Here is a 25,880-nt window from a genome sequence, read left to right as displayed (position 1 = left end):
CATGTTACTGTACTTTTACCGGAGCCATCCCAATGCTCAAATATATCAAAATTATCGTGGCTGTATTTATCGTATTTATCCTGTTTCTTTTTTCGGTCTGGTGGATTCAGGAAAAAGTCGTGTTTTCAGCCTTTGAAAGACTTGAAAAACAGTCCGCCATTGATAATGCCAGAAGAATTTCCAGCGCGATACGAAAGGAAATTGACAGCCTGAACACACTGAACTCGGACTGGGCCAACTGGGACGATATGTACAGTTTTGTGAATGAACCGAACGAGGAGTTTATAAAATCAAATTTCGACTGGACAACTCTTGAGCAGGCCACAGGAATCAATCTTATTCTCATATTTGATCTTGAAGGCAGGCTTGTTCACGGAGGAATTTATTCCAGTAAAAAGGGCGGCCATATAAAACTTGATATTTTTTCAGGAAGCAGCCCTGATTTTAAATCCTTTCTTCTTAATTCACCGGCAAATATCAAAAAAATCAAAGGCTTGATGTCTACATCCCAGGGACCGCTCATTGTATCTTCCATGCCTATCCTTACCAGCAGTGGAGAAGGCCCCCCCGTCGGGACAATATTGATGGGCCGTTTTCTTGAGAGACCTTTTTTGGACTCCCTGTCCAGTGATTTTTCAGCCAGTATTGATATTACTGATTGCGGAGGGGCGGATGGAGCCCGGCCTGAATGTCATGATGTAAAAAGAGAGATCATGGGGAAGAAAAAGATTCTTATCGAGAAGGACAGGATAATAATCGATGAGATAATTCCAGCTGTTACGGGTGAGTCCATGTTTGTGTTCACCATAGCATCTGCAAGAGACATATCAATGTCAGGATTTTCGGCCCTTCTTTCATCATTCTGGCTCGGGCTTGGTCTGCTTGTTTCCGCAGCAGCAGCGGCAGGCGCTTTTTTAATCACAAAAAAACTCCTGGTTGATATCAGGATGGCCGGTTTTCAGATGGGGCGTCCCTGGTTTATCAATCTGGCATTAATAATGATCATAGGTTTTGGAGTGACATTAGGTATATTTTTTGAGGCAAGGAGACAGTCTGAAATCAGCAGAGAACTCGGCTTTCTTGATCTTGCAAAATCTTTTGCTGAAGAGCTTCAAAGAAATACAGATGAAATATGTTCGGAAATTGAATCTGTCAAAAGATTTATTGAGGAGAAAGAGAATCTTCAGGCAAGTAGTTTCAAGTCTTTTGTGAAACCATTCGTTAAAAAGACAGGTTTGAATACAGTATTATGGATTCCGAGGATTAAGGCCGAAGATTTCCCGGAATGGGAAGAAAAGTCCAGGGCTTCTGGTAATACAGACTTTAGAGTGTGGCCTGGTATTGATGATGCAGGAACGGTTCAAGAAAACAGGGCCGCAGTCATTTTTCCTGTATATTATATCGAATCTTCAGATCCATCAAAAAAGCTTGCGGGGCTTGATATTTATAAAAGGCCAGGATTAAAATCCTTGCTTAAAAAATCAGCCGAGACCGGGATTGGCGTTCTTTTGCCTGGTAATATGCTTATTGACGGATTGAAGGACGAATTTATTGCCATATCACCGGTATATAAAGGCGCTGGCGATTATTCCATAGTTGAGGAAAGGCTTGAAAAGCTTAACGGATTTGCAGTTGGTTTTTTTGACATAGGACAACTTGTAAAAAGGGCAGGCAGCCACAAAAAAGATCACGATATTGAAATAAGAATAGAGGATATTACTGACCCATCTGCAAAACCTTACGTACTATACGAGCACGAAGATTTTTTAGCTGATTCGGCTGTTGGACTTAAGCCTTATTCCGTGCTTGACAGAAAATGGGAAATAAAAGCCAGCCCTTCCGATGATTTCAGATCAATCCGCAGCAACGTAATCCACTTTATAATAATTCCTGTTGGTTTTCTTCTTACCGTATTTTTCTGCCTTTATATAGATTCGGTATTGTGGGCAAGGCACAGGGCAGAAATCCTTGCTTCGGATCTGACCTCAGACCTCAAAGATAATCTTGCGAGGGCTATGATTGCGGAAGCCGAGGCTGAAAATGCGAGGGCCTCTGCTCAGGAAACTGCCCGTGAGCAGAGACTTCTGCTTGATAGTATCGATATTCAGATATGGTATTTCGAGGACGAATCCACATATGGAATAGTCAACCTGGCGCACGGTGTATTTGCCGGCCATGCCCCGGCTGATATGGAATATAGGGATATCCATGAATTCATATCAAAAGAGGTCGCTGATGCATGGATTGAACTGAATGCACTGATTTTCAGGGAGAAAATTCCTCTTCATACCGATGAGTGGATATCCGACTCTTTCGGTGCCAGAAGACTTCTTTCCATTTCCAGATTTCCCAAACTGGATGACCAGAATAATGTCGAGCATATATTCTGCTCCGCCCATGACATGACCGAAAGATATATTGCGGAAGAGGCCCTTAAAACTGAAAGAGGGCTTTTTGTTGGTGGCCCGACAGTGGTTTTCAAGTGGGAAGCCGTTGAGGGCTGGCCTGTTGAATATGTATCCCCCAATGTCCTGCAACTTACAGGATATGATCAGAACGATTTTATATCTGGTATTGTTATTTTTGAAGACATAATACACAAGGACGATTATGAGACCGTAAAAAAGCGGATTAAGGACACTTGTGATTCCGGGGTTGAGAGTTTTGAGCTTTGCTGCCGGATGATTAAAAAAGGCGGGGATGTAAGATGGCTTTATGTATTTATAAAAGTTTTAAGGTGCAATGAAAAGATTTTGTCCCTACTCGGGTACGCCATGGACGACACTGAAATGCGTCTTGCCATGGATGAGCTGAACGAAAAAAAAGAACGTCTCCAGATGGTTATTTCAGGCACAGGTCTGGGGATATGGGAATGGCATATACCAAGCGGAAAAGTTTCTGCAAGCGAAAGATGGTTCGATATGCTCGGATATTCTGAAGCTGATCTTGTCCCGCATATCGCTACATGGGAAAATCTTCTTAATCCCGATGATAAGCCCTATGTCACCAAAGCTCTTGAACAGCATCTCCAGGGAAAGACCCTTATATACGAGAATGAATACAGACTCAGAAGCAAGTCCGGCAAGTGGGTCTGGATCCAGGCAAGGGGCAAGGTTATTGAAAGAGACGGTGATGGGCGGCCAGTGAGGGCCTTGGGCACTCATCTGGACATAACTGAAAGGAAGCTGGCAGAGGGAAGACTCAAGGAAAGCGAAGGCCGTTTTCGCGCTGTGTTTGAGTCAAGTATCGATTGCATCTGGATATGGGACAAAAATCTTGCGTGTTTATATGCTAATAAGGCGGCATATGTATATTCAGGGAAAAATGGTTTGGCACCTGAAGGTTGCTGCGGTATGAAACAATGCCTTGAAAATGTGTCCTGGCTTTATGAGCTTCTGGTTGGAAGGATTGAAAAAGTCTTTGAATCAGGAGAGCATATAAGACGCGAGGATTCATTGATGGCCTGCGGCCAGCCAATATATACGGAATCCGTCATTTCTCCTATTTGCGATTCTTCAGGTGAACTCTACGCCGCAGCTGTCGTTTTCAGGGACGTGACAGACAGAAAACTGTCTGAAATGGCTCTTCTGCAAAAAACCGAGGAGCTGGATAATTATTTTTCCAATGCTCTGGATCTTTTCTGTATCGCAGATACGGACGGGTACTTCAGGCGCCTGAACAGTGAGTGGGAAAACTCACTCGGTTATCCTTTAAAAGAGCTTCTGAACAGAAGATATATAGAATTTGTACATCCTGATGACAGGGTCGCCACCATAAACATCATGGCCACTCTTAAAAAGGAAAGGCAGATTCTAAATTTTGTCAACAGATACAGGCATAAGGATAATTCATACAGGTGGATTGAATGGAGAGCGAGCCTGAACGGGAATGTGGTTTATGCCGCAGCAAGGGACATAACGTCCAGAAAAAATACGGAAATAGAGCTGCTGAGACATGATAATTTACTTGGAGCGGTCAGTCTTCTTGCCGAACTGCTTCTCAGATCAGACGACTGGGTTGCCGATCTTTCCGGGCTTCTCGGGATAATTGGTGAAGCTTCTGGTTTCAGCAGGATTTATGTTTTTAGAAATTCTTTATCAGAATCCAGGGGGATTCTAACTGATCAGATCGCCGAATGGTGTGCAGAGGGCATCGAATCCCAGATGAATAATCCCATGCTGTATGATTTTTCCTGGAAAAAACAGGGTTTTGGGAGATGGGAGAATATTCTTGCATCTGGAAATATTGTTTCAGGAAACATCAGCATTTTTCCCGAAGAAGAGAGGCTGATGCTTGAGATGCAATCCATAAAGTCCATTCTTGTCATTCCCATCACTGTCAAGGGCAACTGGTGGGGAATGATAGGATTTGATGAGTGTAAAGGTGAAAGAGAATGGGCCCAGGTCGAAATTGATGTTCTCAGAACCGCAGCCGGAATTCTTGGCGCAGCAGTTGAGAGAAAGACTTTTGAAGATGACCTCCTTAAAGCAAAGTCAGATCTTGAAAACCTGAACAAGGATCTGGAGGAAGCCATAGGGATGTCAAACAGCATGACAGTTAAGGCCGAGCTTGCAAGCATGGCCAAAAGCGAGTTCCTTGCGAATATGAGCCACGAGATCCGCACCCCTATGAATGGCGTGATCGGAATGACCGGGCTTCTGCTTGACACCCGTTTGTCTGAAGACCAGCACCGGTACGCAATGATAGCACGGAAAAGTGCCGAGACACTTCTTGATCTCATAAATGACATACTCGATTTTTCCAAGATTGAAGCGGGCCGGGTGGAGCTTGAATTTGATGATTTCAACCTTGGAGAACTTATTGAAGACACAAGTGAGATCCTTGCGGTAAAGGCAGGTGAAAAAGGAATAGAGCTAATTCCATTCATAGATCCTTTGATTCCTGCATTTGTGAAGGGAGACAAAAACAGGCTGAGGCAGATTATTCTTAATATTGCAGGTAATGCCATTAAATTCACAAGTCAGGGCGAAGTCTATATCTGGGCCAGGGTGAGCGAATCCGATGAGAAATCCGTAAAAATAAGATTTAGTGTTTCTGATACCGGGATAGGTATTCCTGAAGATCGTTTTGAAGCTATTTTTGAGCCGTTTGCCCAGGCTGACGGAAGCACCACGAGAAAATACGGCGGAACCGGGCTCGGTCTTGCAATTACAAAAAGACTGGTCACAATGATGAACGGAGAAATCTGGCTTGAAAGCGTTTTAGGAAAAGGCGCCAGTTTTGTTTTTGATATTTCTTTTGCAACATCAATTCATAAATATTCCGGGCCTTTGTATGATTATTCAGGGCTGAAAGTAATAGTGACGGATAATAATGAAAAATGCAGGAGGAGCATAGGATCATACCTTTCTGTATTCGGCTGCTTTGTTACCCTTGTATCTGATCGAAATTCGGTAATCAATGAACTCAGAAATGCTGTTAATGCTGGAAAACCTTATGATTATGCAATTATCGGTACTTCTGATGATGACAAATGTCAGGATCCTTTGATTGAGGGAATAACTTCAAAGATTTTTGAATCCACTTCGTTCATAAATATGAAATACCCCGGACAGGAATCCGGAGAAAAAGAGGAATACAAAAATGGTTTTTTTTCCGCATTTCTTTCAAAACCTGTGAGGCGTTCAAGTCTGCTGGAATGTCTTTCAAATATGAAGGATATGGATGACCGGAATCATGGAATTCCTGTAAATAATGATGTGGCCGGCATTGAAAAGGCGCATAGAAAAATTCTGGTGGTTGAAGACAGCCTGATAAATCAGGAAGTGGCTCTTTCAATACTCAGAAAAAAAGGCTACACGGCAGATGCAGTTGCAAACGGGCTTGAAGCTGTGGATATTCTTAAAAAGGAAGCGTATGATCTTGTTTTAATGGATTGCCATATGCCGCAGATGGACGGGTATGAAGCGACAAAGGCCATAAGGGATTCTTTGACAGGTGTCCTGAATCCTCTCATTCCGATTATTGCGATGACAGCAAATGTACTTAAGGGTGATGCTGCAAAATGCATGTCCTCGGGAATGAATGATTATATCCCCAAACCTGTCAAGCCGGAGGTTCTTGACTCTGTGGTATTGAAATGGCTTAAAATATCGGGATTGTCAAAAGAAGAAAAAAAGGCCGACGCTCTGGCGCCTGATTCTGGGATGAATGGGCAGGCAGTTTCAGAAACAGTTCCTGTTTTTGACAGAAAATCATTGCTTGAAAGGGTCATGGGGGATGAGGATATTGCCATAAGCGTAACCGAAACTTTTTCCGGTGAAGGCTCTGCATATGTTGCCTCCCTGCGTAATGCGGTAGCGGAGCAGGATATTCAAAAAACTGCCGAGGTCGCACATATGATAAAAGGCACTGCCGCCAATGTCGGTGCATTGCGCATACAGTCCAAGGCTTTTGAAATTGAAAATATATCCAGGCTCCAAGGTATCATGCCTTCAGATGATGTGGTGGATGAACTCGAAAGGGAGTTTGAGGCTTTCAGGATAGAAGTGTGGAAGGCCGGAGAACATGAATTATTTTGATTGCAGGTGTATTTCAAAACATCCGTCATGATTCTGATACGTGTATGATACGTGTATTTGCCTTTTTGCGAGTTCATATTATAATAATTGTTTAAAGAATATTTGTCTTTCAGTTTAGGTTTGTAATAGTAATAAAATAACCTGACTTAAAAAAAGGGAATATAAGGATTACATTAAAGGAGATTTAAATCAATTATGTGCCCAGAATTAATTAATGGAATCAAATCCAAACTTCCTTCACCAATACTTAAGGGTCTTGAACGAATTCCTCCTAAAGACCAGCCTAAAATCTTTATGGATACTTGCGGCCATCTTTCAGGAATTCCTGATGAACTTGATGAAGATCTGGTTACAGAAATAGAAAGAGCCATAAGATATCTTGATGCAAAGATAAGACTTGTAAGAATGATGCTCTCAACCCAGATAAGAAATGACGGATGGGATGTGGTGGAAACCGAGTGCATAATAATGGATATTTATAAAAAATTTGGATCCGGCGAGTTTTATAAAGCTTATGAAGAATTCTATCAAGGCAAGACTCTTGAAGAGCTTGGCATCATTATATAATATGGAAAAAATCGGCGGGCCCCTATCAGTGGTCTGCATGATTTTATTGGGCCTTTCCATTTTTTCCTGTTCATCTTCATCTTCTGTGGGAGGTGTGGAAGAAGAGGAGGAAGAAGTAAGATCAGGGCAGATAATCGGCCGTTCAGGCGGTTCGCTGTCTGTGTCAGATCCTTCTTCGGAACTGTCAGGAGCTGAAATAGTCATTCCTGAAGAGGCTGTTTTGTCCGACGTACAGTTTTCAATAAATAGTTCATCCCTTCCTGGGCCACTTCCTTCAGGAATCAAACAGGTAGGCCCTTGCGTGAGTTTTTACCCCCACGGGCAGCAATTCAAGCGAAAAGCCTCGATTTTTCTCCCATATAAAGATTCGGATAATGACGGTTTTTTTGATGGAGGCCAGGGCTCTGAAAAAAAAGCGGCGGTTTTCTATTTCAATCCTCAAACCATGAAGTGGGAGAAACAGGCCACGTCATTCAGGTCGCTTTCGTCAAACAGGACCGGTATTAAAACAGACCATTTAAGCACCTTTCTTATTGCGGTCGATGAAACTGTTCCTGACACAGGCGACACTGACATCCCTCCACTTGTGGCCGGCGAGTATTTTACAGGTGGGGCTGAATATACATTTAGAAACGGTGAATGGGTTCTCTGGCCCAAGGGGTGTATTGTTGATAAATCCGTCAGATGCGGTCAGTCATGGAATCTTACCGTTGTTTTCCGGTTGGAAGGCCTTTTTGCAGTAATTGACAAATATACTACAATGACGGGTGGTTATTCTGTCGATGTGGCCGATGATTTTAAATCTGCGGTAATAAACGTATTTGATATTCCTGAATTCGAAAAGGTCAAAAGATCAGGAGATGCTGCCCTGTGGACATGGTCGGCCCAGTTTGAAAAAGATCATACAAGGATCACTAAATACAGGGTTATGGATGATTCATCGCTGGAAGCGGCGGCTGTTACCGGCGAGAAAATATATGCGGACGTGGAGGTGGTTGATGCCCAGACCATAAAGGTGGACTGGAAAGTTCAGGCAGATACTGATCTTATTCCCGGGGATATTCTGGTTGTTATTTTTGAGGCTATTTATAACGGGTAGCTTTTCTAATAAAAACGACCGTGTTTAATTATCATCCTAATATCTGACAAGGCCGCAAAAAGTCAGATTCACATCATTCAGGCTCAGGCCGGAATCCAGAAGTGGCTGAAATTACTGGATGCCTGATCAAGTCCGATATGACACTAAAGCCATTTTCTGGCTTTTTGCGAGACCATCAATATTTGAAAACCCTTCATAAACCAACGATAAAAAAAGGCAGGGAGAATTCTCCCTGCCTTGTTGAATACCCTTGAAAGCTTAAATTTTTATCTTTTTTACAATTTCATCCATGCTTAGGGCAATATCACTAAGTTTTTTTGCACTTAGGTTTACCTGGGCACTCATTGAAGCAATTCCTTCTGCCTCAGAATGAACTCCTGCAATATCTTTTGTTATTTCACCGGTTGCCAGAGATGCCTGGGATACGTTTGTCGTTACTTCCTGGGTGCCTAGTGAAGCCTGGACAACATTGTTTGCTATTTCTTTGGTGGTTGCGGCCTGTTCTTCGACAGCTGCGGCAATTGTTGATACTATGTCATTGATATCATTGATTACATTTGAAATTGTACTGATCTGGGATGCTGCACTTGATGTAGAGCCTTTGATTTCTTCTGTCCTTTTTTTGATTTCTTCTGTGGCTGCCACTGTCTGGGACGCCAGTTGTTTTATTTCGCTTGCGACTACAGCAAAGCCTTTTCCCGCTTCTCCGGCTCTTGCCGCTTCGATTGTGGCATTCAGAGCAAGAAGATTTGTCTGTTCTGAAATATCAGTAATCATGGAAGTTACTTTTTCTATCTGTGCCGCAGCTCCTCCCAAGGCAGCCATGATTTTTGAAGCGTCATCTGCCTGAATTACCGCTTTCTGGGATATTGATTTGGCGTTTTCCGTATTTCTGCTTATTTCATTTATTGTTGAAGCCATCTGTTCAGCAGAGTTTGCCACCATGCTTACATTAGTTGATGTCTCTTCCACTGCCGCGGCTATTGAGTTCATATTCACGCTCATTTCTTCAGACGCAGCTGCAACTGTGTTGAGGTGGGAGAGCGTAGATTCGCTGCTTGATTTAAGCGAGCCGGAAACATCTGACAGGTCTGAGGCAGAGCCTATAACGCTTCCTGAGGCTTCGCGTATGGCTGTTATCATTTTCCCCATATTTTGGGTCATTAAATTAAGATTTGAATTCATCTGGCCTAATTCATCCTTGCCCTTTACTTCTGCAGTATGGGTGAGATCTCCTGAGCTGATAAAGTCTATCTGCTTTTTTGCCGCTGTCAGAGGTAATATGAGATTCAGTTTTACGAAAAGCCAGCTTATTCCGCCTATTAGTCCTGCTATAATTGCTGTCCATAAAAATGTTGCGATTCTTGCTTTTGCTACTTTATTATTTGCTTCTTCGAGGGAGCTTATTATTTCAAAGGCTCCATGGATTTCTCCTTCTTTCCAGCCTTCCTTTGTTCCGCCTATGGGATCTTTTTCTCCTTTTGGATCACCGTGGCAGAAAAGGCAGTCCTTTGAGAGCTTGATCGGTCTGAAATACCTTATTTTATCGCTCTCTTTTATTATTTTTTCTGTCAGGCCTCCAGCCGCAATTTCATCAAGCACTTTTTTCTCTAATTCAGTTGGCTGATTTGCCGGGTTTCTTGGTGATTCTTTTGGTACCCTGAATTCAAAATTCCCCTCTTTTGCATTTCTTGCAACAGTTTGAATAGCAGTTACAACCGGAACCGCCTGAACAAGATTTTCCTTTGGAATTTCATTTAAAGGCTTGATTATTCCAAGTTCAACTTTTTTAGCCATTTCATCCCTGGAAGCTTCTGCCATAAAAACAAAGGCCCGGCTTTTTGACAGAATTTCATCCTCTGCGGCAGCTCTTATGTCCGCAATCCTGTATGACGCAAAAACAAATGCAATGATGACAGGGCCAACAATGGCTACTGCCAGAACTTTCCATTTTACGCTTATATCACTTAGTCTCATTTGGTCCCCCTGGGGAAGATGTGGTTGAAGGGATGGTGCCGGCTAAAAAGAGATCCACCTTTTAATTAATGACAAGGTTGCAAAAAGTCCGATTTCCGTTATTCCGCCGCGGCCCGTCCCTGTGAAAAGCGGGGAGGCTGAATCCAGCAGAGCTGGATTACGGATCAAGCCCATCAAGACGCCGATGCCTTTTTTTGACTTTTTGCGAGACCGTCAATTAATGATAGAGGCTTTGAATTTTCAATAAAATACCATTATCCAATTTGTTTTGGAAGTTGTTTTGGGGCGGACGTATAGAAAGTTTTCTTTGCCAGGTTTTTTGTGAGATCAGTTTGTTTTTGAAATATCCCTCAGGTGCTCCGAAAGCTTCATGTTTTCTCTGTAATCGACTGGTATTGAAATGAGAGCGGGTTTTCCGCAATTGAATGCCTTATAAAGCTCTTCGGATATTGCTGCTGAGTCAGTGATCCTTTTTCCGTACCATCCAAAAGCCCTTGCGAGATCTGCAAAATCAGGGTTATTGAAGTGCAGATCCGTATGATGGCCAAATAAATTGTCCTGCTTCCATTTTATGAGTCCGAATTCTCCGTCCTCCCAGACCATGACAACTATGTTTGCGCCAATTCTTGAGGCTGTTTCCATCTCCTGCATATTCATCAAAAAACCGCCATCACCGCATACTGCGATGATTTTTTTGTCAGGGCATGCAATTTTTGCCCCCACGGCTCCGGGAAGGGCAAAACCCATTGGGCAGAAACCGTTGGGGATAAAGCATGTCCTGGGGTTTTCCGTATGAAAGTACCTTGCTATCCATAATTTATGAGCCCCAACGTCACTTATGAGTATGTCTTTATCTGACATTGCTTTGCTTATTTCCAGGATGATTTTCTGGGGAGATATTAATCCTTTCTGATTAATGCTTTTGTGGCTTTCAAGATCCTTAATTATTTTTTTCCTGGTTTCATGCTGGAAAGACAGGTCAAAGTGTGTCTCTGAATTTGAGATAATACTGGTGAGTATTCTGAATGCTTCGGAGATATCTCCTGTCACCTCAATATTCGGCATGTAGCATTCATCTGTTTCTGCAGGAAGATAATCAATATGGATTATTTTTTTGTGAGAATCATTGCCATCAGGATTCCATTTTTTGGGCGAGTACTCGACGAAATCATAACCGGCGGCAATAACCAGATCAGCTTCTTTAATAGCCATGCACTCATAATCTTCTGCTTCAAGTCCAATGGTGAAAAGATTCTGTTCGCTGCATTTTGAAACTGCTCCCTTTGCCATGAAAGTAGAGGTGACTCCGATGCCTGTTTTTTCTGCAAAAATTCTCAGTTCCCTGTACGCTTCTTCACGTATTACGCCATTTCCGGCAATTATTATGGGATTGTTTGACGCCATGATATGTGTTGCGGCTTTTTTTATTAAATCCCTGTCAGGAAGCGGTCTTCCTGGGTTTTCAGCCCTCAGGGGCTTGAGTCTGGACTCCGCATGCATTGACGCTATGTCGCAGGGAAGCTCTATCAGACAGGCTCCGGGTTTTTCTTCTCTGGCTGTCTTGAAGGCTTTTCTTGTTATTTCAGGTATGCTGTCAGGGTGGAAAATCGTGCATGACCGCTTTGTTATGTGTTTGAAAAGAGAGACCAGATCAATATTCTGGTGTCCTTCCTTGTGCAGTCTATGACTGTCTGCCTGGGCTATTATGGCGACAAGAGGAACTCTGTCCATATTGGCATCTGCTATGCCTGTGATCAGATTTGTCGCTCCTGGTCCAAGAGTTGAAAGGCAGACTCCTGGATTTCCTGTGAGTCTGCCGTACAAATTGGCCATGAATGCAGCGCCTTGCTCATGACGGCAGAGTATGAATCTTATCGTTGACTGCTCGAGAGCCATCAGAAGCCAGGCATTTTCTTCCCCCGGCAACCCAAAAATATATTTTACACCTTCATTTTCAAGGCATTTTACAAGAAGCTCTGCGCTGTTCATGATAATTATTGCGCTTTTATAAGGTCAATTTCAATTCTGTATCTTTTTTCAAGATCGTTCATTTTCATTTTTTTAAGAACGATGTCTCCTGCTGTATTGATGGTTTCGGTTCTCTCCTCAACAATTTCAGCTTCTTCGGATTCTTTTCTGTCTGCTGATTTTATTATGAAGTTTGCGTTGCCCTCAGTTGTTTTTTCAAGATACCACACAGAACTTCTTTTTATACCTGATGTCATGGTCATCTCAACAAGAAACCCGAATTCTCCGGTGCGGCACGATTCAGGCCATCCGCCGGAGTCGATTTCATCGCTTGAGATTCTTGATGTTATCTGGCCGCTGGCTGTGTCTGCTTCTGCAAGAAGAATTCCTTCCTCCGTATAAAAACGCGTGGTGTCCCTGGTTATGACTGTAGGATCACCGCTGCCGTCTTCAGAGTCGAGGTTGTCTTCAAATGTTAGGTTTATCCTTTCCCTTACAGGTATTACAATCCTTCCTTCAAATTCTACCTGGTCGCCGGTTTGTCTTGTATACTCGCCGGTGCAGTCGCTTAAATTTTCATCTCTTCTTAGTTCATAGGCTGATCCTGAAACAGTCCAGGCTTCGGCCGTCATTTTTTGAAGATGGGAGCTGATGACCTGATATTCCTTTTTCTTGTCAAGGCCAGATCCATCAGTGATTAGTCCTTTCCCTTCATCATTGTCAGTCTCATATTCTGAAATACATCCTGCGACTAAAAAAATGGCAAGCAGAAAAACGGCAACAATTTTTGCCTTCATTTATCACTTTCCTCCGGAATTATTGGTGGTCTTTATTGAGGGATTTTTTTGAAATTTTTAAACAGTGCATCAATAATTAAACATTATTTATGCTTTATACAAGCGTTTTGATGTCTGTCATTTCTTTTACATTTTCCCTACAAAACTCTGGAAGGAAATAATTGCTCATCAATGGTCGAAAAAAGCCCAAATTTTTTAAAAATATTTGATTTTATCATTAATATGCCCGTGGCTTGCTTATTGCAGTATAAATTTTAAAAAAAGCAGTGCTTTTTTTGAAAACTAATTAAAGACACTCAAATTTTTACCGATGAGATTATCAGACGTATTAAGAAAGTAATTCGTATTGCGGTGATTTTGAAGCTCAAGCGGGGAAGGGGGACGTTATGATAGAATGCATGAAACTCCATAAACCCATAAGACAGATGGAAGTTGGCGAAGAGGGCTATCTCCAGATTGGTTCTCTGCTAAATGATGAAAGAGGCCGGGTTTGGTTGAATCTCAACGGAAAAGTATCAGAAAATTATGGCGGCCTCCTTACTCCTGCTGTGAAAAGAGTTGATTCGACTGACAAGGGTTTTGATGTCGATACAATTACGGTCGTAACTCCGTATATGGGGATATCACATATCCTTCATAAAGTTCCTGACATGATTTGTCTGGACGAAGAAACAGAATCAGCGCAGGTATTATCAGTATCTGAGGATAATCATTCCAAAGAAGCAGCTGGAGCATCTGACGTTGTTTCTCCTTTATACAATATTTTCATGAACACTTCAGTGTTCAATGAAGTGCTCATAAGGACAAGTGTCCCGGAAGTAATCAGGGGAGAAAAGCCAGCGTTCAGCGGTGTAATCCTTTATGGCAAAGGCGGAACCGGCAAGACAGCTCTTCAGAAGGCAATAGCACAGGTTTATGAAAGAGCCGGAGCTCATTCAGTTGAACTCAATGTCGCGTCCTTGTCTGAGAAATACGTAGGCTCTCTTGCCCATAATCTTGACGAGAAAATTGCTGAAATAAATAATGTTTCAATAAAATCAGGCAGACCGGCCTATATTTTTCTGGATGAAGCGACTTCACTCGTAATATCTTCAGAAGCGCATAATTCTTCAGGCATGGATTATTATCAGGAGGCTGTGGATGTTCTTAAAAAATATATTTCTAATTATCCTAATCTTGTTTTCAGTATAACAACAAACGCCAAACCGGATATTTTCGATGATACTTTAATAAGAGAAGGACGGCTTGCTCCTGTCCATATACCGCCTCCTGGCGAAGAAGAAAGAAAAGCGATGTGGAAGCATTTCATGGAAAAGCATGATGTTGTGAAAGGTCTGAATGAAGAACATTACACCGAGCTTGCCACAATAATACCTGGAAAGACCGGAGCATTCATAAGCGAGTTTTGCAGAAGTTATGTGCCAAGAAAAAAGCTTGCAATGGAGACAGCTGCGGCCGGAAGCAAAAATCTTCTCGATGCTTTGGCAAGGGGCAGTTATGTATCACTTGAAGATGTTCGGCGCAAAGTAACATTTGAAGGAATTAAAGAAGATATAAATGCTTTGAACGGAAAGTCTAATGAAAAAAATCCAAAATCCAGGGTCGGTTTTATATGAAAAAAAGGGGCTGATCGGCCCCTTTTTGATTCATGAGTCAAAAATGTATCATTGATGGCTTTTATCTGCTTTTTAGTTCGGCAATTTCTTTCTGAGCTTTTTGAAGTTCTTCTGTGACAGCCATCAGCCGGTTCATTACATTTAACTTTTCAATCTCTTCTTTTGCCTTAATGAGCTCTTCAGTTGTCTCTCTCAGCCTGTTTGCAAGAATCTGTGCGAACTCCCTGTATATTATATATCTGAAAGCGAACCTGTTTTTTGCTGAGAATTTATCAATGTCCACAACATTAAGGGACAGGCATATTGCAGAATCCAGGGCATGGACAGAAGCCGAGCGCACTGTCCCGTTTATTGCCCCCATTTCTCCGAAAACATCCCCGGTTGTTTCAAGGGTTACTAATTGTTTACCCTTCTTGCTTATGGTTACTTTCCCGGAAACAAGATAGAAAATCCATCCATCTGTTTTACCTTCCTCAAGAATAAGATCACCAGGGCCATACTCTCTGATTTCACTCATCTTGAGCAGCTCCTGAAGTTCTTCGTCGTCAAAAGCCTTGAGTACAGGAATCGTCCTGAGTCGTTCCAGTATTTCCTGGTTTACCATTATGCTTTCCGGATTTGTCATATTTAAAACTCCAAGGGGGTAGATTATTTTTTTTATTATATAAAATACTCACTTTCCAGTCAATCGATTCCAGTTTTTAAGAATTTTACAGTCTGGGGGCTTTTCGGGTTGAAATATAGTGATTCAGGACGTGCTGTTTGGATTGTGGCTCGACTTTTGCCTTTTGGGGGAAGCGCCTTCAAGTACAGATATATTAATTTAAAGCAGAGATTCTTTTTTTAAGGCTACTTCTAAAAAATGATGACCATAAAAAAAGTCAGAAGAGGTCTTCAGTGTCATGCCTGACTTGATCCGTCATCTTTGTATTTTCAGATATTTCTGGATTCCGGCTCCCTATTTTTACAGGGACAGGACAGATGAAATCGGACTTTTTGCCAAAGCTTAATGAGATTGCGTCAGCGTCGTACTCGAATCCTCATTTAAGACTGTATAAACTCCGCTTTTTAAGCGCTTCCGCTTCCTTGCTTGCACATCAAAAATTCTAATTTTTCGAGGCACCCTTAATTGTTATTATTGCTCTTTCCTGACACATTAGCGGCAACTCGTATTCCTTAATTGTAAGGTCGACAAAATGTCCGGTACCGGCAATGAATTGTTCGGCTTCAGTTCCTGCTTCTTTACCTTTCATGGCAATTATTATCCCGTCATTTTTTAAGAAAGGAGATGCCATGTTCAATATATTCTCGAGGCTTGAAAAAGCCCTGCATATTGCGATATCGAAAGATCCTGTCATTCCTGGTTTTGTGGAAAGATCTTCGGCCCTTGAATGTACGGCACTAATGCCCTTCAAGCCTGTTTTTATGATGACCTGTTTTAAAAAGCTTATTTTTTTTCTTGAGGAGTCAAGGAGGAGTACATCAAGATCGTTTCGTAAAATTTTAAGAGGTATGCCAGGGAAGCCTCCTCCTGTTCCTATGTCAATAATCCTTGCCTGCTTTTTCATCATATTTGCCGGCGCAAGGGAGTCAATGACATGCTTTACAGCAATTTCTTCGGGATCTGTGATTGATGTCAGATTGGTTATTCTGTTCCATGCAACCAGTTCCTTGCAGTGAAGTGCCATTAGCTGGGCCTGATTTTCGGATATAATGACATCCAGCTCTGCAGCGCCTTTTAATATTGTTTCATTCCATTTTATATCGCCAATTTCCATATATTATCTTCTGAAGATTCCTTTTTTAGACTCTCCGTTTTTATATCTGATGTAGTCAGAAATAATTTTACCGTGGTCAAATGCAAGATCTTCAGGGATTTCAGACAAAGGAAACACCCTCAGGGCTTTTGCATCGTCCATGGCATATGGAGTCTGGTTAGGATCATGCTTTACTATGAATACAACAGATACAGTGTGTTTTCTCGGATCCCTATAAGGATCCGAGTATGCATGAAACTGTTCTTCTATGTCTATATCAAGGCTCGTTTCTTCTCTTGCTTCCCTGATGACAGCGGTTTCGAGTGACTCGCCGTAATCCACAAATCCACCTGGAAGAGCCCATCCATATGGAGGGTTTTTTCTCTCTATTAGAATAATTCCTGATTCCGTTTCAATTATTGCGTCAACAGTCAGAAGGGGATTTCTGTAAGTTTTGTCCATAATTTATAAAAGTTTGAGCACTCTTTTCAGTATTTGTTTTTGTGGCGGATACCTTAGAGGGTTATCAACAGCCAGAGATCTCTTCATAACGCTTTTATAATGAGTAAAAGCGTCAAATCCAATCTTCCCATGGTATGATCCCATTCCGCTTTCGCCAACACCTCCGAATGGCAGATGGCTTGATGTTATTTGCATGATTGTATCATTTATGCAGACGTTCCCTGATGAAGTCGATTTTAGGATTCTGTCCACATTGTTTTTGTCTTTGGAAAAAAAATAAAGAGCGAGTGGTTTGGGGAATCCAAGTACAGTATCCACTGCTTCATCAATTTTGTCCCAGGAAATAACCGGAAGAACAGGCCCGAAAATCTCATCCTTCATAACGGGGTCATCAAGGCTGATCTTATCCAACAGAGTAGGTGAAATGTAAAGATTTTTGTCGTCATGATCTCCTCCGCAGAAGACCTTGTCAGGCATTATCAGGCTTTTTACCCTTTCAAAATGTCTTTTGTTTATGATTCTTCCATAAAAATCGCTTTTTGATGGATCATCACCATAAAATTTTTTAATGTTTTTAGATATCTCGTTCATCAAAGGTTTTTTTATATTTTCATTTACGAGCAGATAGTCAGGAGCAACACAGGTCTGGCCCGCATTCATGAATTTACCCCAGGCTATTCGTCTTGCGCTGAGCTGAATGTCCGCTGTCTCATCAATTATGCATGGGCTTTTCCCGCCAAGTTCGAGTGTCACCGGAGTAAGATGTCTGGCTGCGGCGGCCATGACAGCTTTTCCTGTCTGCGTGCTTCCCGTAAAAAATATATGATCAAATTTTTCTTCCAGAAGGGCCTTTGTTTCTTCTATCCCTCCACAGATAATGGCGATGAATTCAGGGTCAAAATTTTCAGTAATTATTTCCTTTATCAGCTTCTCGGTGTTTTCGGCAAATTCTGACGGTTTCAGAACGCTACAGTTCCCGGACGATATTGAACTGACGAGGGGCGCCATCAAAAGCATGAACGGGTAGTTCCAGGGCGCAATTATCAGAATTTTTCCAAGTGGTTCTGGCATTCTGATACTTCTGCCTGGCATGCAAGTGATTGGAGTGCTGACACTGATTGGTTTTGCCCATTTTTCAATATTTTTAATAGCGAATTTTATTTCCCTGAGTACCTCATGTATCTCGGTCATGTATGCTTCTGTATCATTTCTTCTAAGATCAAGGTGTATAGCCTCTGATATTTTTTTTTCATTTGAAATAATGGCATTTTTTAGGATGGTGAGTTGCTTTTTTCTGAATTCAATATCCCTTGTTTCGCCTGTTTTGAAAAATGTATCTTGTTTTTCTATTATCTTAGTGATTTCAAAAATGTTCATATATTTGCCCTTTTTAATTGAGTTAGTTGACCGACTAAATAATAGAGGGGCTAAATAAAAAGTCAAGACTATTTTTTGGTGTTACAAAGCTTGACAAAGTCGCAAAAAGTCCGAATTTAGTCATTCCGGCGCAGGTCGGAATCCAGAAGTATCTGAAATAACTGGATGCCGGATCAAGTCCGGCATGACGCCGAATCTCTTTTTTGACTTTTTGCGAGGCCATCAAAGCTTGGTTGGATGCTCAGCCGGAAAATGTTACAATCAGTTAGGTGCTGTCTGGAAATCAGTGTTATTGAAAAATGCTTTAGCTTCTCCAACAATATAAAGCGAGCCGGTTATGCATATGATTTCTTCGGGGTTTTTTGTAGAAAGCCCTTTTTTTATGGCTTCCGGAAGGTCTGGGATTACAGTTGATGTTATACCGAAACTCTCTTTTAGAAAGCTGCCAAGCTCTTCCGCCTTTTCTGCCCGCAGGCTTTTAGATTCTGTGATAATAATCCTTGGGTTCAGCCCTGCAATCGGTTTTAGTGATTGTGTATGGTCTTTGTCCTTCATCATTCCAATGATAAAGAGAACAGGTTTATCCCTATGCATCGTTTTAAGATAGGTACACAGTTTTTCAGTAGCTTCAGGATTATGCGCTCCGTCCAGTATTATGAAGGGGTTTTTGCTTACATACTCAAGCCTTCCTGGCCACGAAACAAGCTTAAGTCCGTTTCGTATTGAATTTTTGGTTATTCTTTGGTCTTTTAATATATTGCAGGCAGCTATGCAGAGTGCTGTGTTGTCTATCTGGTGATCTCCATTAAGGCGGATTTCAATATTGCCGATGAAATCATTGTTATTGCCTTTATAGTAATAAGATGAGTCTGGGCTTCGGATTAGGGAAAAATCAGTATCTATTTTCAGGAGAAAAGAATTTGATCCTTCAGCCTCATTTTCAATTACTTTAAGGGCTTCACGATTTCTGACGCCTGTAATTACTGGTACGCCCGTCTTGATTATTCCGCTTTTGTCAGATGCGATGGACGAGATCGTATTGCCAAGAAAAGATTCGTGATCCTTTGATATTGTGGTTATTATGCTTGCACAAGGAGTTATGGTATTGGTGGCATCAAGACGGCCGCCCATTCCTGTTTCTATGACAGCATATTCAACGCCATTTTCAGCAAAAAAACAAAAAGCCATTGCCGTAGCATATTCAAAGAAAGTGGCAGGGCGTTCTCCTGTGTCTGCCTGTTTTACTTTTTCATAGAATTCAACAACTTCGGAGTCCGAAATATGCTCGCCGTTTATCGAAATTCGTTCATTGAATCTGATCAGGTGAGGTGAGGTAAAAAGTCCGGTTTTAATGCCTGATGCCGACAGGATTGATGCGATGCTTGAGGCTGTTGAACCCTTGCCGTTGGTACCTGCTATATGAACTGATTTGATTTTTTTTTCAGGGGAGCCAAGTTTTTCAAGCAGATGCCTTATTGTCTCGAGTCCTGGTTTTATACCGAATCTTCCGAGGCTGAAAAGCGTCTGAATGCATTTGTAGTATGCTTGGTTGCTGTTGGTTGGCGACTTGGTGGTTGAATTCATCGATTGCCTGGAAAAAATGTAATGGTGTCTTTTTCAGGAAAGCATATTTTTAATAAATTTACTAAACAAAAAAGCCCGACACATATGTGCCGGGCTTTTTTAAAAAACTGGATAAAATTATTTTCTGAATTTTCTTGCCGCTGCAATGCGCTGTCTTCTTTCTGCTTCACGCGCCTTGCGTCTGCGGTATTCGCTAGGTTTTTCAAAAGTCTTTTTGAGTTTGAGACGCTTAAAAAGTCCATCGTTTTGGATTTTTTTCTTCAAAATCCTCATTGCCTTTTCAAGGTCATTGTCTAATACGCGAACCTCGATTTCTTTCAAACTATATCGCCCCTTTCTTGCCGTCTTTGACGGGTGATGTATTGCAATTTTTCAAAATCATATTTATTTATTTTAAAATATTGAATAAAGCAAGGAAATTTTAAAATGGAAAAGTTCAAAATAAAACCGGCCTCAAGGGGCCGGTTTTATTTTGAAACTTTATATGAGCTGGTTGTTACAGATTAGCAAGAAGCTGAGCTGTAACTTCAGGAACTGCTTTTTCACCATCAAGTATGATGTATTTGCTTGCGCCTTTTTCAGCAAGAGCCTTGAAATAATATGCAGATGCAAGGGTTCCGTCTACTGAGTTGTAGTAGATGTCATGACGTTTGTTGATAGCGTCTGCATCCTGGTCATCAGCGCGGGAAGAAAGTTCACCGCCGCAAACACGGCATTTGTCACCGTTTGGCTTGATGGCATCAATATAAATATTGTTAGGATGGTTGTTGTCATTTACGCAGAGACGACGACCCATGATGCGGTTTTTTGCAGTTTCTCTGTCAAGAAGAATCTCAACAACGTAGTCAAGCTTCATGCCTGAAGTTTTAAGCGCTTCATCAAGCTTTTCCGCCTGTACCTTGTTTCTTGGGAAACCGTCAAGAAGCCAGCCTTCTTTGCAGTCATCTTTCTTAAGGCGATCAAGAATCATTGGGATTGTGATTTCATCTGGAACAAGGTCACCCTTGTCAATATAGCCTTTAGCTATCATACCAAGTTCAGTGCCGCCCTTGATGTTTTCACGGAAAATTCCGCCTGACTCAACATGGGCAAGCTTGAATTTGTCACGAAGGATTGCGCCCTGGGTACCCTTTCCGCTTCCGTTTGGACCAAAAAACAGAATGTTCATTTGCTGATTCTCCTTAAAAAGTTAAAATAGCTAATTTATGTCTATAAATACAAATAAAGCCTCGAAGGCTTAAAGTCTAAATAAGAAAATCAAGAAGTAACGCGAAGTTAGTATTAAAATCCTCACACCTTGTCAAGTAAAAGAGCTTTTGTCCGTATGGGTGACATAAACTCGCATTTTCTTTAAAAAAATATTTGAATTCGTTTTGTTTTTGAATTATAGGACGTTCCGGGGAAAAGAAGGCGGGGTTTTAAATGAAAGGGGCCAGGGATGCCCAAATCAATGCGGGTTGCTTTAACTGGGAGCGCTGGATCAGGAAAGTCCACTGTCTGCCGGTGTCTCAGGGAAAAAGGTCTTGTCGTGATAGATCTGGACTCTTTGTCCAGAGAGGTTGTTGCGCCTGGTAGTTCGTCTTTGGCTGTTATAAGGGCTGAATTCGGACCCGAGTCCATTGCTTCTGATGGCGGTCTTAACAGGCCATATCTCAGGCGGCTGATAATAGCAGACCGTAACAAGAAGAAAAAACTTGAGGATATTCTTCACCCTCGAATACTTGCCGGTATGAACCAACAGATTGACGATGCCTTTAACAAAGGAGAGGATATTGTCATTGTAGAGGTTCCTCTGCTTTTTGAATCAGGTATGGAAGAAATGTTTGATTTTGTCGTTGTCATTATATGTGACCAGGTCGACAGAATCAAAAGGCTTTCGCTGAGGGACGGCGTATCAACAGAAGAAGCTTCTGCGCTTATTTCGATACAGATGCCAGATGATGTCAAGGCTGAAAAAGCCGACTATCTGATCAGCAACTCAGGTGGGGTTGCAGAGCTATCGGATGAATCGGAAAAATTGTATAACTATTTAAAATCTTTAAGGCTTGACAATTAAATCTTAAGGTTATAGCGTGATTATATAGTTGTGTTTCCTGGTTTTATTTCCCGGTCTCTTGGTAAATCCCTTATGTGCTCAAAAATCAAGTGGTCAAGTCGCGGCCTCTGCCGTATCTCGAATCATGCATTAGCCGAAAATCATGCTTTAGATTAGGATCTCGAAAGTCCAAATAAGCCAAATTTTAAGTATCGTTAATAATTTATGAATTTTTAATGATGCATTCCGGTTTGAATTTCCGGTTTGGCTGCTGCAGGGTGAATTTTTTTATGATGGAGAAACTTCATGAATATTTCTGAACTTAAATCTATGAAAATCAAGGACCTGGCTAAGCTTGCCAAGCAGTACAATATAGATGGTGCTGCGGGTTTGCGTAAACAGGAGTTGATTTTCTCGCTTTTGCAGGCTCAGATAGAAAAAAATGGATTGATCTATGGTCAGGGCACGCTTGAAATCCTCCCTGACGGGTTTGGCTTTCTACGCTCTCCTGACTGCAATTATCTGCCAGGGCCGGATGATATTTATGTTTCACCATCCCAGATAAGGAGATTTAATCTAAGAACAGGGGACACTGTTTCAGGCCAGATTCGTCAGCCAAAAGAGTCTGAGAGGTATTTTGCGCTTCTCAAGGTCGAGGCCGTCAATTACGAAGACCCGGAAGTAGCAAGGGAAAAAATTCTTTTTGACAACTTGACCCCTCTCTATCCTGAACAGAAAATCAATCTTGAAAACGCAAGTGACAATTATTCAACCAGAGTAATGGATCTTCTCACGCCGCTGGGCTTTGGTCAGAGAGGCCTGGTCGTATCACCTCCGCGCTCAGGCAAGACCATGCTTCTTCAGAATATTGCAAACAGCATTATATCAGCGCATAAAGATGTCGTTCCTTTTATATTGCTGATTGATGAAAGACCTGAAGAAGTAACTGACATGGCCAGAAACGTCAACGCCGAGGTTATCAGTTCCACCTTTGATGAACCGGCCGAACGCCATGTCCAGGTCGCTGAAATGGTAATTGAAAAAGCCAAGAGACTTGTTGAGCATAAAAAAGACGTTGTAATCCTGCTTGACAGTATTACCCGCCTTGCAAGGGCTTATAACTCTGTAATGCCTCCGAGCGGGAAGATTCTTTCCGGTGGTGTGGACTCAAATGCTCTTCACAGACCGAAGAGGTTTTTTGGTGCCGCGAGAAATATTGAGGACGGAGGAAGTCTTACAATTATAGCCACAGCCCTTGTTGATACCGGAAGCAGGATGGACGAAGTTATCTTTGAAGAGTTCAAGGGTACTGGTAACATGGAAATCCAGCTTGACAGAAAGCTTGCTGACAGAAGAATTTTTCCTGCCATAGATATTAAAAAATCAGGTACGAGAAAAGAAGAACTTCTTATTGATGGCGCCACTTTGAACAGGCTTTGGATTTTAAGAAAGCTCCTTGCTTCATTAAATACGATTGACAGCATGGAATTTTTACTTGATAAAATGAGCGGAACACGAAATAATAAAGAGTTTCTTGATTCAATGAATTCATAATGAATAACAGGGAGTTTTATACCAGATGAAAGAGGGCATTCATCCTGCATATGAGTTGACCACAGCGACATGCGCATGTGGCAAAATTTTTGAAGTTGGTTCAGTTAGAAAGGATATCAAAGTGGAAATTTGTTCCGCTTGCCATCCTTTTTTTACCGGTAAGCAGAAACTGGTTGACACTGCTGGACGTATCGAGCGCTTCAAGAAGAAATACGCAAAATTTCAGGACAGCGCTGATAAATAGCTTTTCTATTTTTTGGGGGCTTAAGAATCACGGCGGTTTATTATGAACCGCCTGATTTTTTTTGCCTTTTTGTATTTTTAGAGGATATTTCTTAATTTCCTTACGGTGTCCATGCTTTGTTGACACCATTTTTACACAATAATCTGGGGAAGCCGAGTTCCAATCATGTTTGACAAGCTTTTGGGTGTAGAAGAAAGATTTATTAAGCTCGAGCAGTTGCTGAGCGATCCTGATGTAGTGCGGGATCAGTCAAAATATCAGAAATACCTCAAGGAGCATGCAGGCATAGCGGAACTTGTGGAAACTTTCAGGACTTATAGAAAAACTCTTGAGGATATTGAAGACAGCAAACTTCTTCTTGAGGAAGGCGATTCTGATCTAAAGGATCTTGCTCTGGATGAGCTTAAGTCTCTGGATGATAGAAAGGAAGAACTTGAAGCTAATCTCAAGAAACTTCTTATTCCCAAAGATCCCAATGATGACAGAAGTGTAATTGTTGAAATAAGAGCAGGAACAGGAGGAGATGAAGCAGCTATTTTTGCAGGAGATCTCCTCAGGATGTACAGCCGTTATGCTGAAAGGCGCAACTGGAAAGTTGAGATGATGGATTCGAGCCTAAGTGAAGCCGGAGGTTTTAAGGAAGTCATCATAATGATCAAGGGCGTAGGGGCTTACAGTGCTTTCAAATTTGAAAGCGGAACCCACCGGGTTCAGCGGGTTCCGGCTACTGAGTCCCAGGGCAGAATTCATACTTCAGCCGCAACCGTAGCTGTTCTTCCGGAAGCAGAAGATGTTGAAGTCCATGTTGATCCTGGTGATCTTCGTGTCGATGTTTACAGATCATCGGGTGCCGGTGGTCAGCATGTAAACACGACTGATTCGGCAGTACGAATCACCCATCTGCCCACAGGTACTGTTGTTACTTGTCAGGATGAAAGATCACAGATTAAGAACAGGGCGAAAGCCATGAGTATCTTAAAGGCAAGGATTCTGGACAAGATGAACAGAGATGCTAATGCTTCAAGATCCCAGGCCAGAAAAGACCAGGTTGGAAGTGGTGACAGAAGCGAACGTATTCGTACCTATAACTATCCGCAGGGCAGGGTGACTGATCACAGGATTGGTCTCACTCTTTATAAGCTTGAGATGGTAATGGAAGGAGATGTCGATGAAATCATCGAGTCCCTTGCAGCTTATTATCAGGCCCAGGCTCTTCAGGAGAATGAGACCGCTTTTTAATGGATACGGGACAGAATTCCACGTGGTGCGTAGGAGATGTCCTGAAATGGACGGCAGAGTATTTTGACAAAAAAGGGATTGATTCCCCTCGTCTGACTGCCGAACTGCTCCTTTCCAGGGTTCTTGGCATAAGCCGCCTTGATCTATATCTTGGATACGACAAGCCACTCAATCAGGAAGAACGATCCAGCTTCAAGGATTTAATTAAAAGGCGGGCTCAAAGAGAGCCGCTTGCATATATTCTCGGCGAAAAAGCATTTTGGAAGCTTGATTTCAAAGTCTCTCCATACGTTCTGATCCCAAGGCCGGATACAGAGCTCTTGATAGAAGTCGTTGCAGATGAAGTAAAAAATAATATGCGGCACGAGCATCGAATCGTCTTTGCCGATCTTGGTACAGGAAGTGGGGCAATCGCCCTTTCAATACTGACTGAGATACCTGATTCTTTTGCGGTAGGTTCGGATTTATCCGCCGAAGCCCTTTCTGTCGCCAGTGAAAATGCGTTTCTCAATAGTCTTTGTGATCGTATTTCCTTTGTCAGATCCAGCTGGTGCGACGCCTTTTCTTCAGAATTTAAGTTTGATTTTATTGTTTCCAATCCTCCTTATATACGATCTGATGTTATTCCTGTTCTCGAACCGGAAGTCTCGGTCCATGAACCGCTCAGCGCACTGGATGGCGGCGATGACGGACTTCTGTGCATCAGAAGAATCGTATCTTCGGCATTTGACCATATAAAACCGTCAGGCTTTCTTGTGATCGAGATTGGCTATGATCAGGGACGCGCTGTTTCACAGATTTTGGACTCGTCTGATCTTTGTGATGGGGTCAGAATAATAAAAGATTATGGTGGTAATGACAGGCTTGCTTTTGCAAGAAAAAGAAATCCCAGTGTGTGATTCTTTATAAATACCTTGCGGTCTCAACTGCAATTTGATATTGAATTCAGGCTTTTGTGAAGATTTCGATCTGATTCGGCTTTTGTATCAGTTACTTAGCCCTATCGATCGGGAACAACACGTTCTTGGACCTGTTACCCTGGTGCCGGGCAATCGGGCCTGG

At 42.1% G+C, this 25,880-nt stretch carries 19 protein-coding genes; 9 read left to right on the top strand and 10 right to left on the bottom strand.

The features are described from left to right. The first annotated feature begins 32 nt into the window (after positions 1-32). The 3 genes from K245_RS26320 to K245_RS0104360 all read left to right on the top strand — a co-directional run bounded on the left by K245_RS26320 (position 33) and on the right by K245_RS0104360 (position 8,208). Positions 33-6,542 (top strand): PAS domain-containing protein, encoded by a 6,510-nt coding sequence (locus tag K245_RS26320; RefSeq protein ID WP_027358328.1) that lies wholly within the window; start codon positions 33-35, stop codon positions 6,540-6,542. Between the two features lie 195 nt (positions 6,543-6,737). Continuing rightward, positions 6,738-7,109, top strand: a complete 372-nt coding sequence (locus K245_RS0104365) for a hypothetical protein (RefSeq protein WP_027358327.1) — start codon at positions 6,738-6,740, stop codon at positions 7,107-7,109. A 37-nt stretch (positions 7,110-7,146) separates the two neighbouring features. Continuing rightward, positions 7,147-8,208, top strand: a complete 1,062-nt coding sequence (locus K245_RS0104360; RefSeq protein WP_156906696.1) for a hypothetical protein — start codon at positions 7,147-7,149, stop codon at positions 8,206-8,208. A 258-nt stretch (positions 8,209-8,466) separates the two neighbouring features. On the opposite strand, the gene K245_RS0104355 is transcribed toward K245_RS0104360, so the two are convergent. The 3 genes from K245_RS0104355 to K245_RS0104340 form a co-directional block, all read right to left on the bottom strand. Then, positions 8,467-10,185 carry a methyl-accepting chemotaxis protein gene (locus K245_RS0104355; protein ID WP_027358325.1) on the bottom strand — a complete coding sequence of 573 codons (1,719 nt, stop codon included), beginning with the start codon at positions 10,183-10,185 and terminating at the stop codon, positions 8,467-8,469. Between the two features lie 327 nt (positions 10,186-10,512). Beyond that, complete coding sequence (locus tag K245_RS0104345) at positions 10,513-12,174, bottom strand: acetolactate synthase large subunit (protein WP_035276456.1); 1,662 nt, start codon at positions 12,172-12,174, stop codon at positions 10,513-10,515. A 5-nt stretch (positions 12,175-12,179) separates the two neighbouring features. Then, positions 12,180-12,950, bottom strand: a complete 771-nt coding sequence (locus K245_RS0104340) for a hypothetical protein (protein WP_027358323.1) — start codon at positions 12,948-12,950, stop codon at positions 12,180-12,182. A gap of 386 nt (positions 12,951-13,336) precedes the next feature. Here K245_RS0104340 and K245_RS0104335 point away from each other — a divergent pair, with 386 nt between their 5' ends. After that, positions 13,337-14,566, top strand: a complete 1,230-nt coding sequence (locus K245_RS0104335; protein WP_027358322.1) for an AAA family ATPase — start codon at positions 13,337-13,339, stop codon at positions 14,564-14,566. Positions 14,567-14,627: 61 nt separating this feature from the next. Here the strand turns inward: K245_RS0104335 and K245_RS0104330 are convergent, their stop codons facing one another. The 7 genes from K245_RS0104330 to K245_RS0104290 form a co-directional block, all read right to left on the bottom strand. Continuing rightward, positions 14,628-15,191, bottom strand: coding sequence for a Crp/Fnr family transcriptional regulator (locus tag K245_RS0104330; protein ID WP_027358321.1), 564 nt, complete (start codon positions 15,189-15,191; stop codon positions 14,628-14,630). A gap of 481 nt (positions 15,192-15,672) precedes the next feature. Next, positions 15,673-16,344 carry a 16S rRNA (guanine(527)-N(7))-methyltransferase RsmG gene (rsmG, locus tag K245_RS0104320; RefSeq protein ID WP_027358320.1) on the bottom strand — a complete coding sequence of 224 codons (672 nt, stop codon included), beginning with the start codon at positions 16,342-16,344 and terminating at the stop codon, positions 15,673-15,675. A 3-nt stretch (positions 16,345-16,347) separates the two neighbouring features. After that, complete coding sequence (locus K245_RS0104315; RefSeq protein WP_035276455.1) at positions 16,348-16,785, bottom strand: NUDIX domain-containing protein; 438 nt, start codon at positions 16,783-16,785, stop codon at positions 16,348-16,350. Between the two features lie 3 nt (positions 16,786-16,788). Beyond that, a complete protein-coding gene (locus tag K245_RS0104310) occupies positions 16,789-18,162 on the bottom strand; it encodes an aldehyde dehydrogenase (RefSeq protein WP_027358318.1) in 1,374 nt (457 codons plus the stop codon). Between the two features lie 261 nt (positions 18,163-18,423). Beyond that, complete coding sequence (locus K245_RS0104305; RefSeq protein ID WP_027358317.1) at positions 18,424-19,746, bottom strand: bifunctional folylpolyglutamate synthase/dihydrofolate synthase; 1,323 nt, start codon at positions 19,744-19,746, stop codon at positions 18,424-18,426. A 117-nt stretch (positions 19,747-19,863) separates the two neighbouring features. Beyond that, positions 19,864-20,067 carry a 30S ribosomal protein S21 gene (gene rpsU / locus K245_RS0104300; RefSeq protein ID WP_035276453.1) on the bottom strand — a complete coding sequence of 68 codons (204 nt, stop codon included), beginning with the start codon at positions 20,065-20,067 and terminating at the stop codon, positions 19,864-19,866. Between the two features lie 175 nt (positions 20,068-20,242). After that, entirely contained in the window at positions 20,243-20,914 is a 672-nt protein-coding gene (locus K245_RS0104290) for an adenylate kinase (protein WP_027358315.1), read from the bottom strand. Between the two features lie 270 nt (positions 20,915-21,184). On the opposite strand from K245_RS0104290, the gene coaE reads away from it, so the two are divergent. From coaE to prmC, 5 genes are all read left to right on the top strand, one after another. Continuing rightward, the gene (coaE, locus tag K245_RS0104285) at positions 21,185-21,802 is read left to right on the top strand and encodes a dephospho-CoA kinase (protein WP_051283863.1); all 618 of its coding nucleotides are present in this window, start codon (positions 21,185-21,187) and stop codon (positions 21,800-21,802) included. A gap of 285 nt (positions 21,803-22,087) precedes the next feature. Then, a complete protein-coding gene (rho, locus tag K245_RS0104280; RefSeq protein ID WP_027358313.1) occupies positions 22,088-23,335 on the top strand; it encodes a transcription termination factor Rho in 1,248 nt (415 codons plus the stop codon). 25 nt (positions 23,336-23,360) lie between these two features. Continuing rightward, positions 23,361-23,579 (top strand): 50S ribosomal protein L31, encoded by a 219-nt coding sequence (rpmE, locus tag K245_RS0104275; protein WP_027358312.1) that lies wholly within the window; start codon positions 23,361-23,363, stop codon positions 23,577-23,579. Between the two features lie 165 nt (positions 23,580-23,744). After that, positions 23,745-24,818: a peptide chain release factor 1 gene (gene prfA, locus K245_RS0104270; RefSeq protein ID WP_027358311.1), complete on the top strand. Its 1,074-nt coding sequence runs from the start codon at positions 23,745-23,747 to the stop codon at positions 24,816-24,818. Beyond that, positions 24,818-25,717 carry a peptide chain release factor N(5)-glutamine methyltransferase gene (prmC, locus tag K245_RS0104265; RefSeq protein WP_027358310.1) on the top strand — a complete coding sequence of 300 codons (900 nt, stop codon included), beginning with the start codon at positions 24,818-24,820 and terminating at the stop codon, positions 25,715-25,717. The genes prfA and prmC overlap by 1 nt, the downstream gene beginning before the upstream one ends. Positions 25,718-25,880 lie beyond the last annotated feature (163 nt).

Origin of the sequence: Desulforegula conservatrix Mb1Pa, assembly GCF_000426225.1 — a bacterium.
In the GTDB taxonomy this organism is placed as follows: domain Bacteria; phylum Desulfobacterota; class Desulfobacteria; order Desulfobacterales; family Desulforegulaceae; genus Desulforegula; species Desulforegula conservatrix.
Note: the sequence above shows the minus strand (reverse complement) of the source record. Positions and strands in the feature narration are given on the sequence as shown.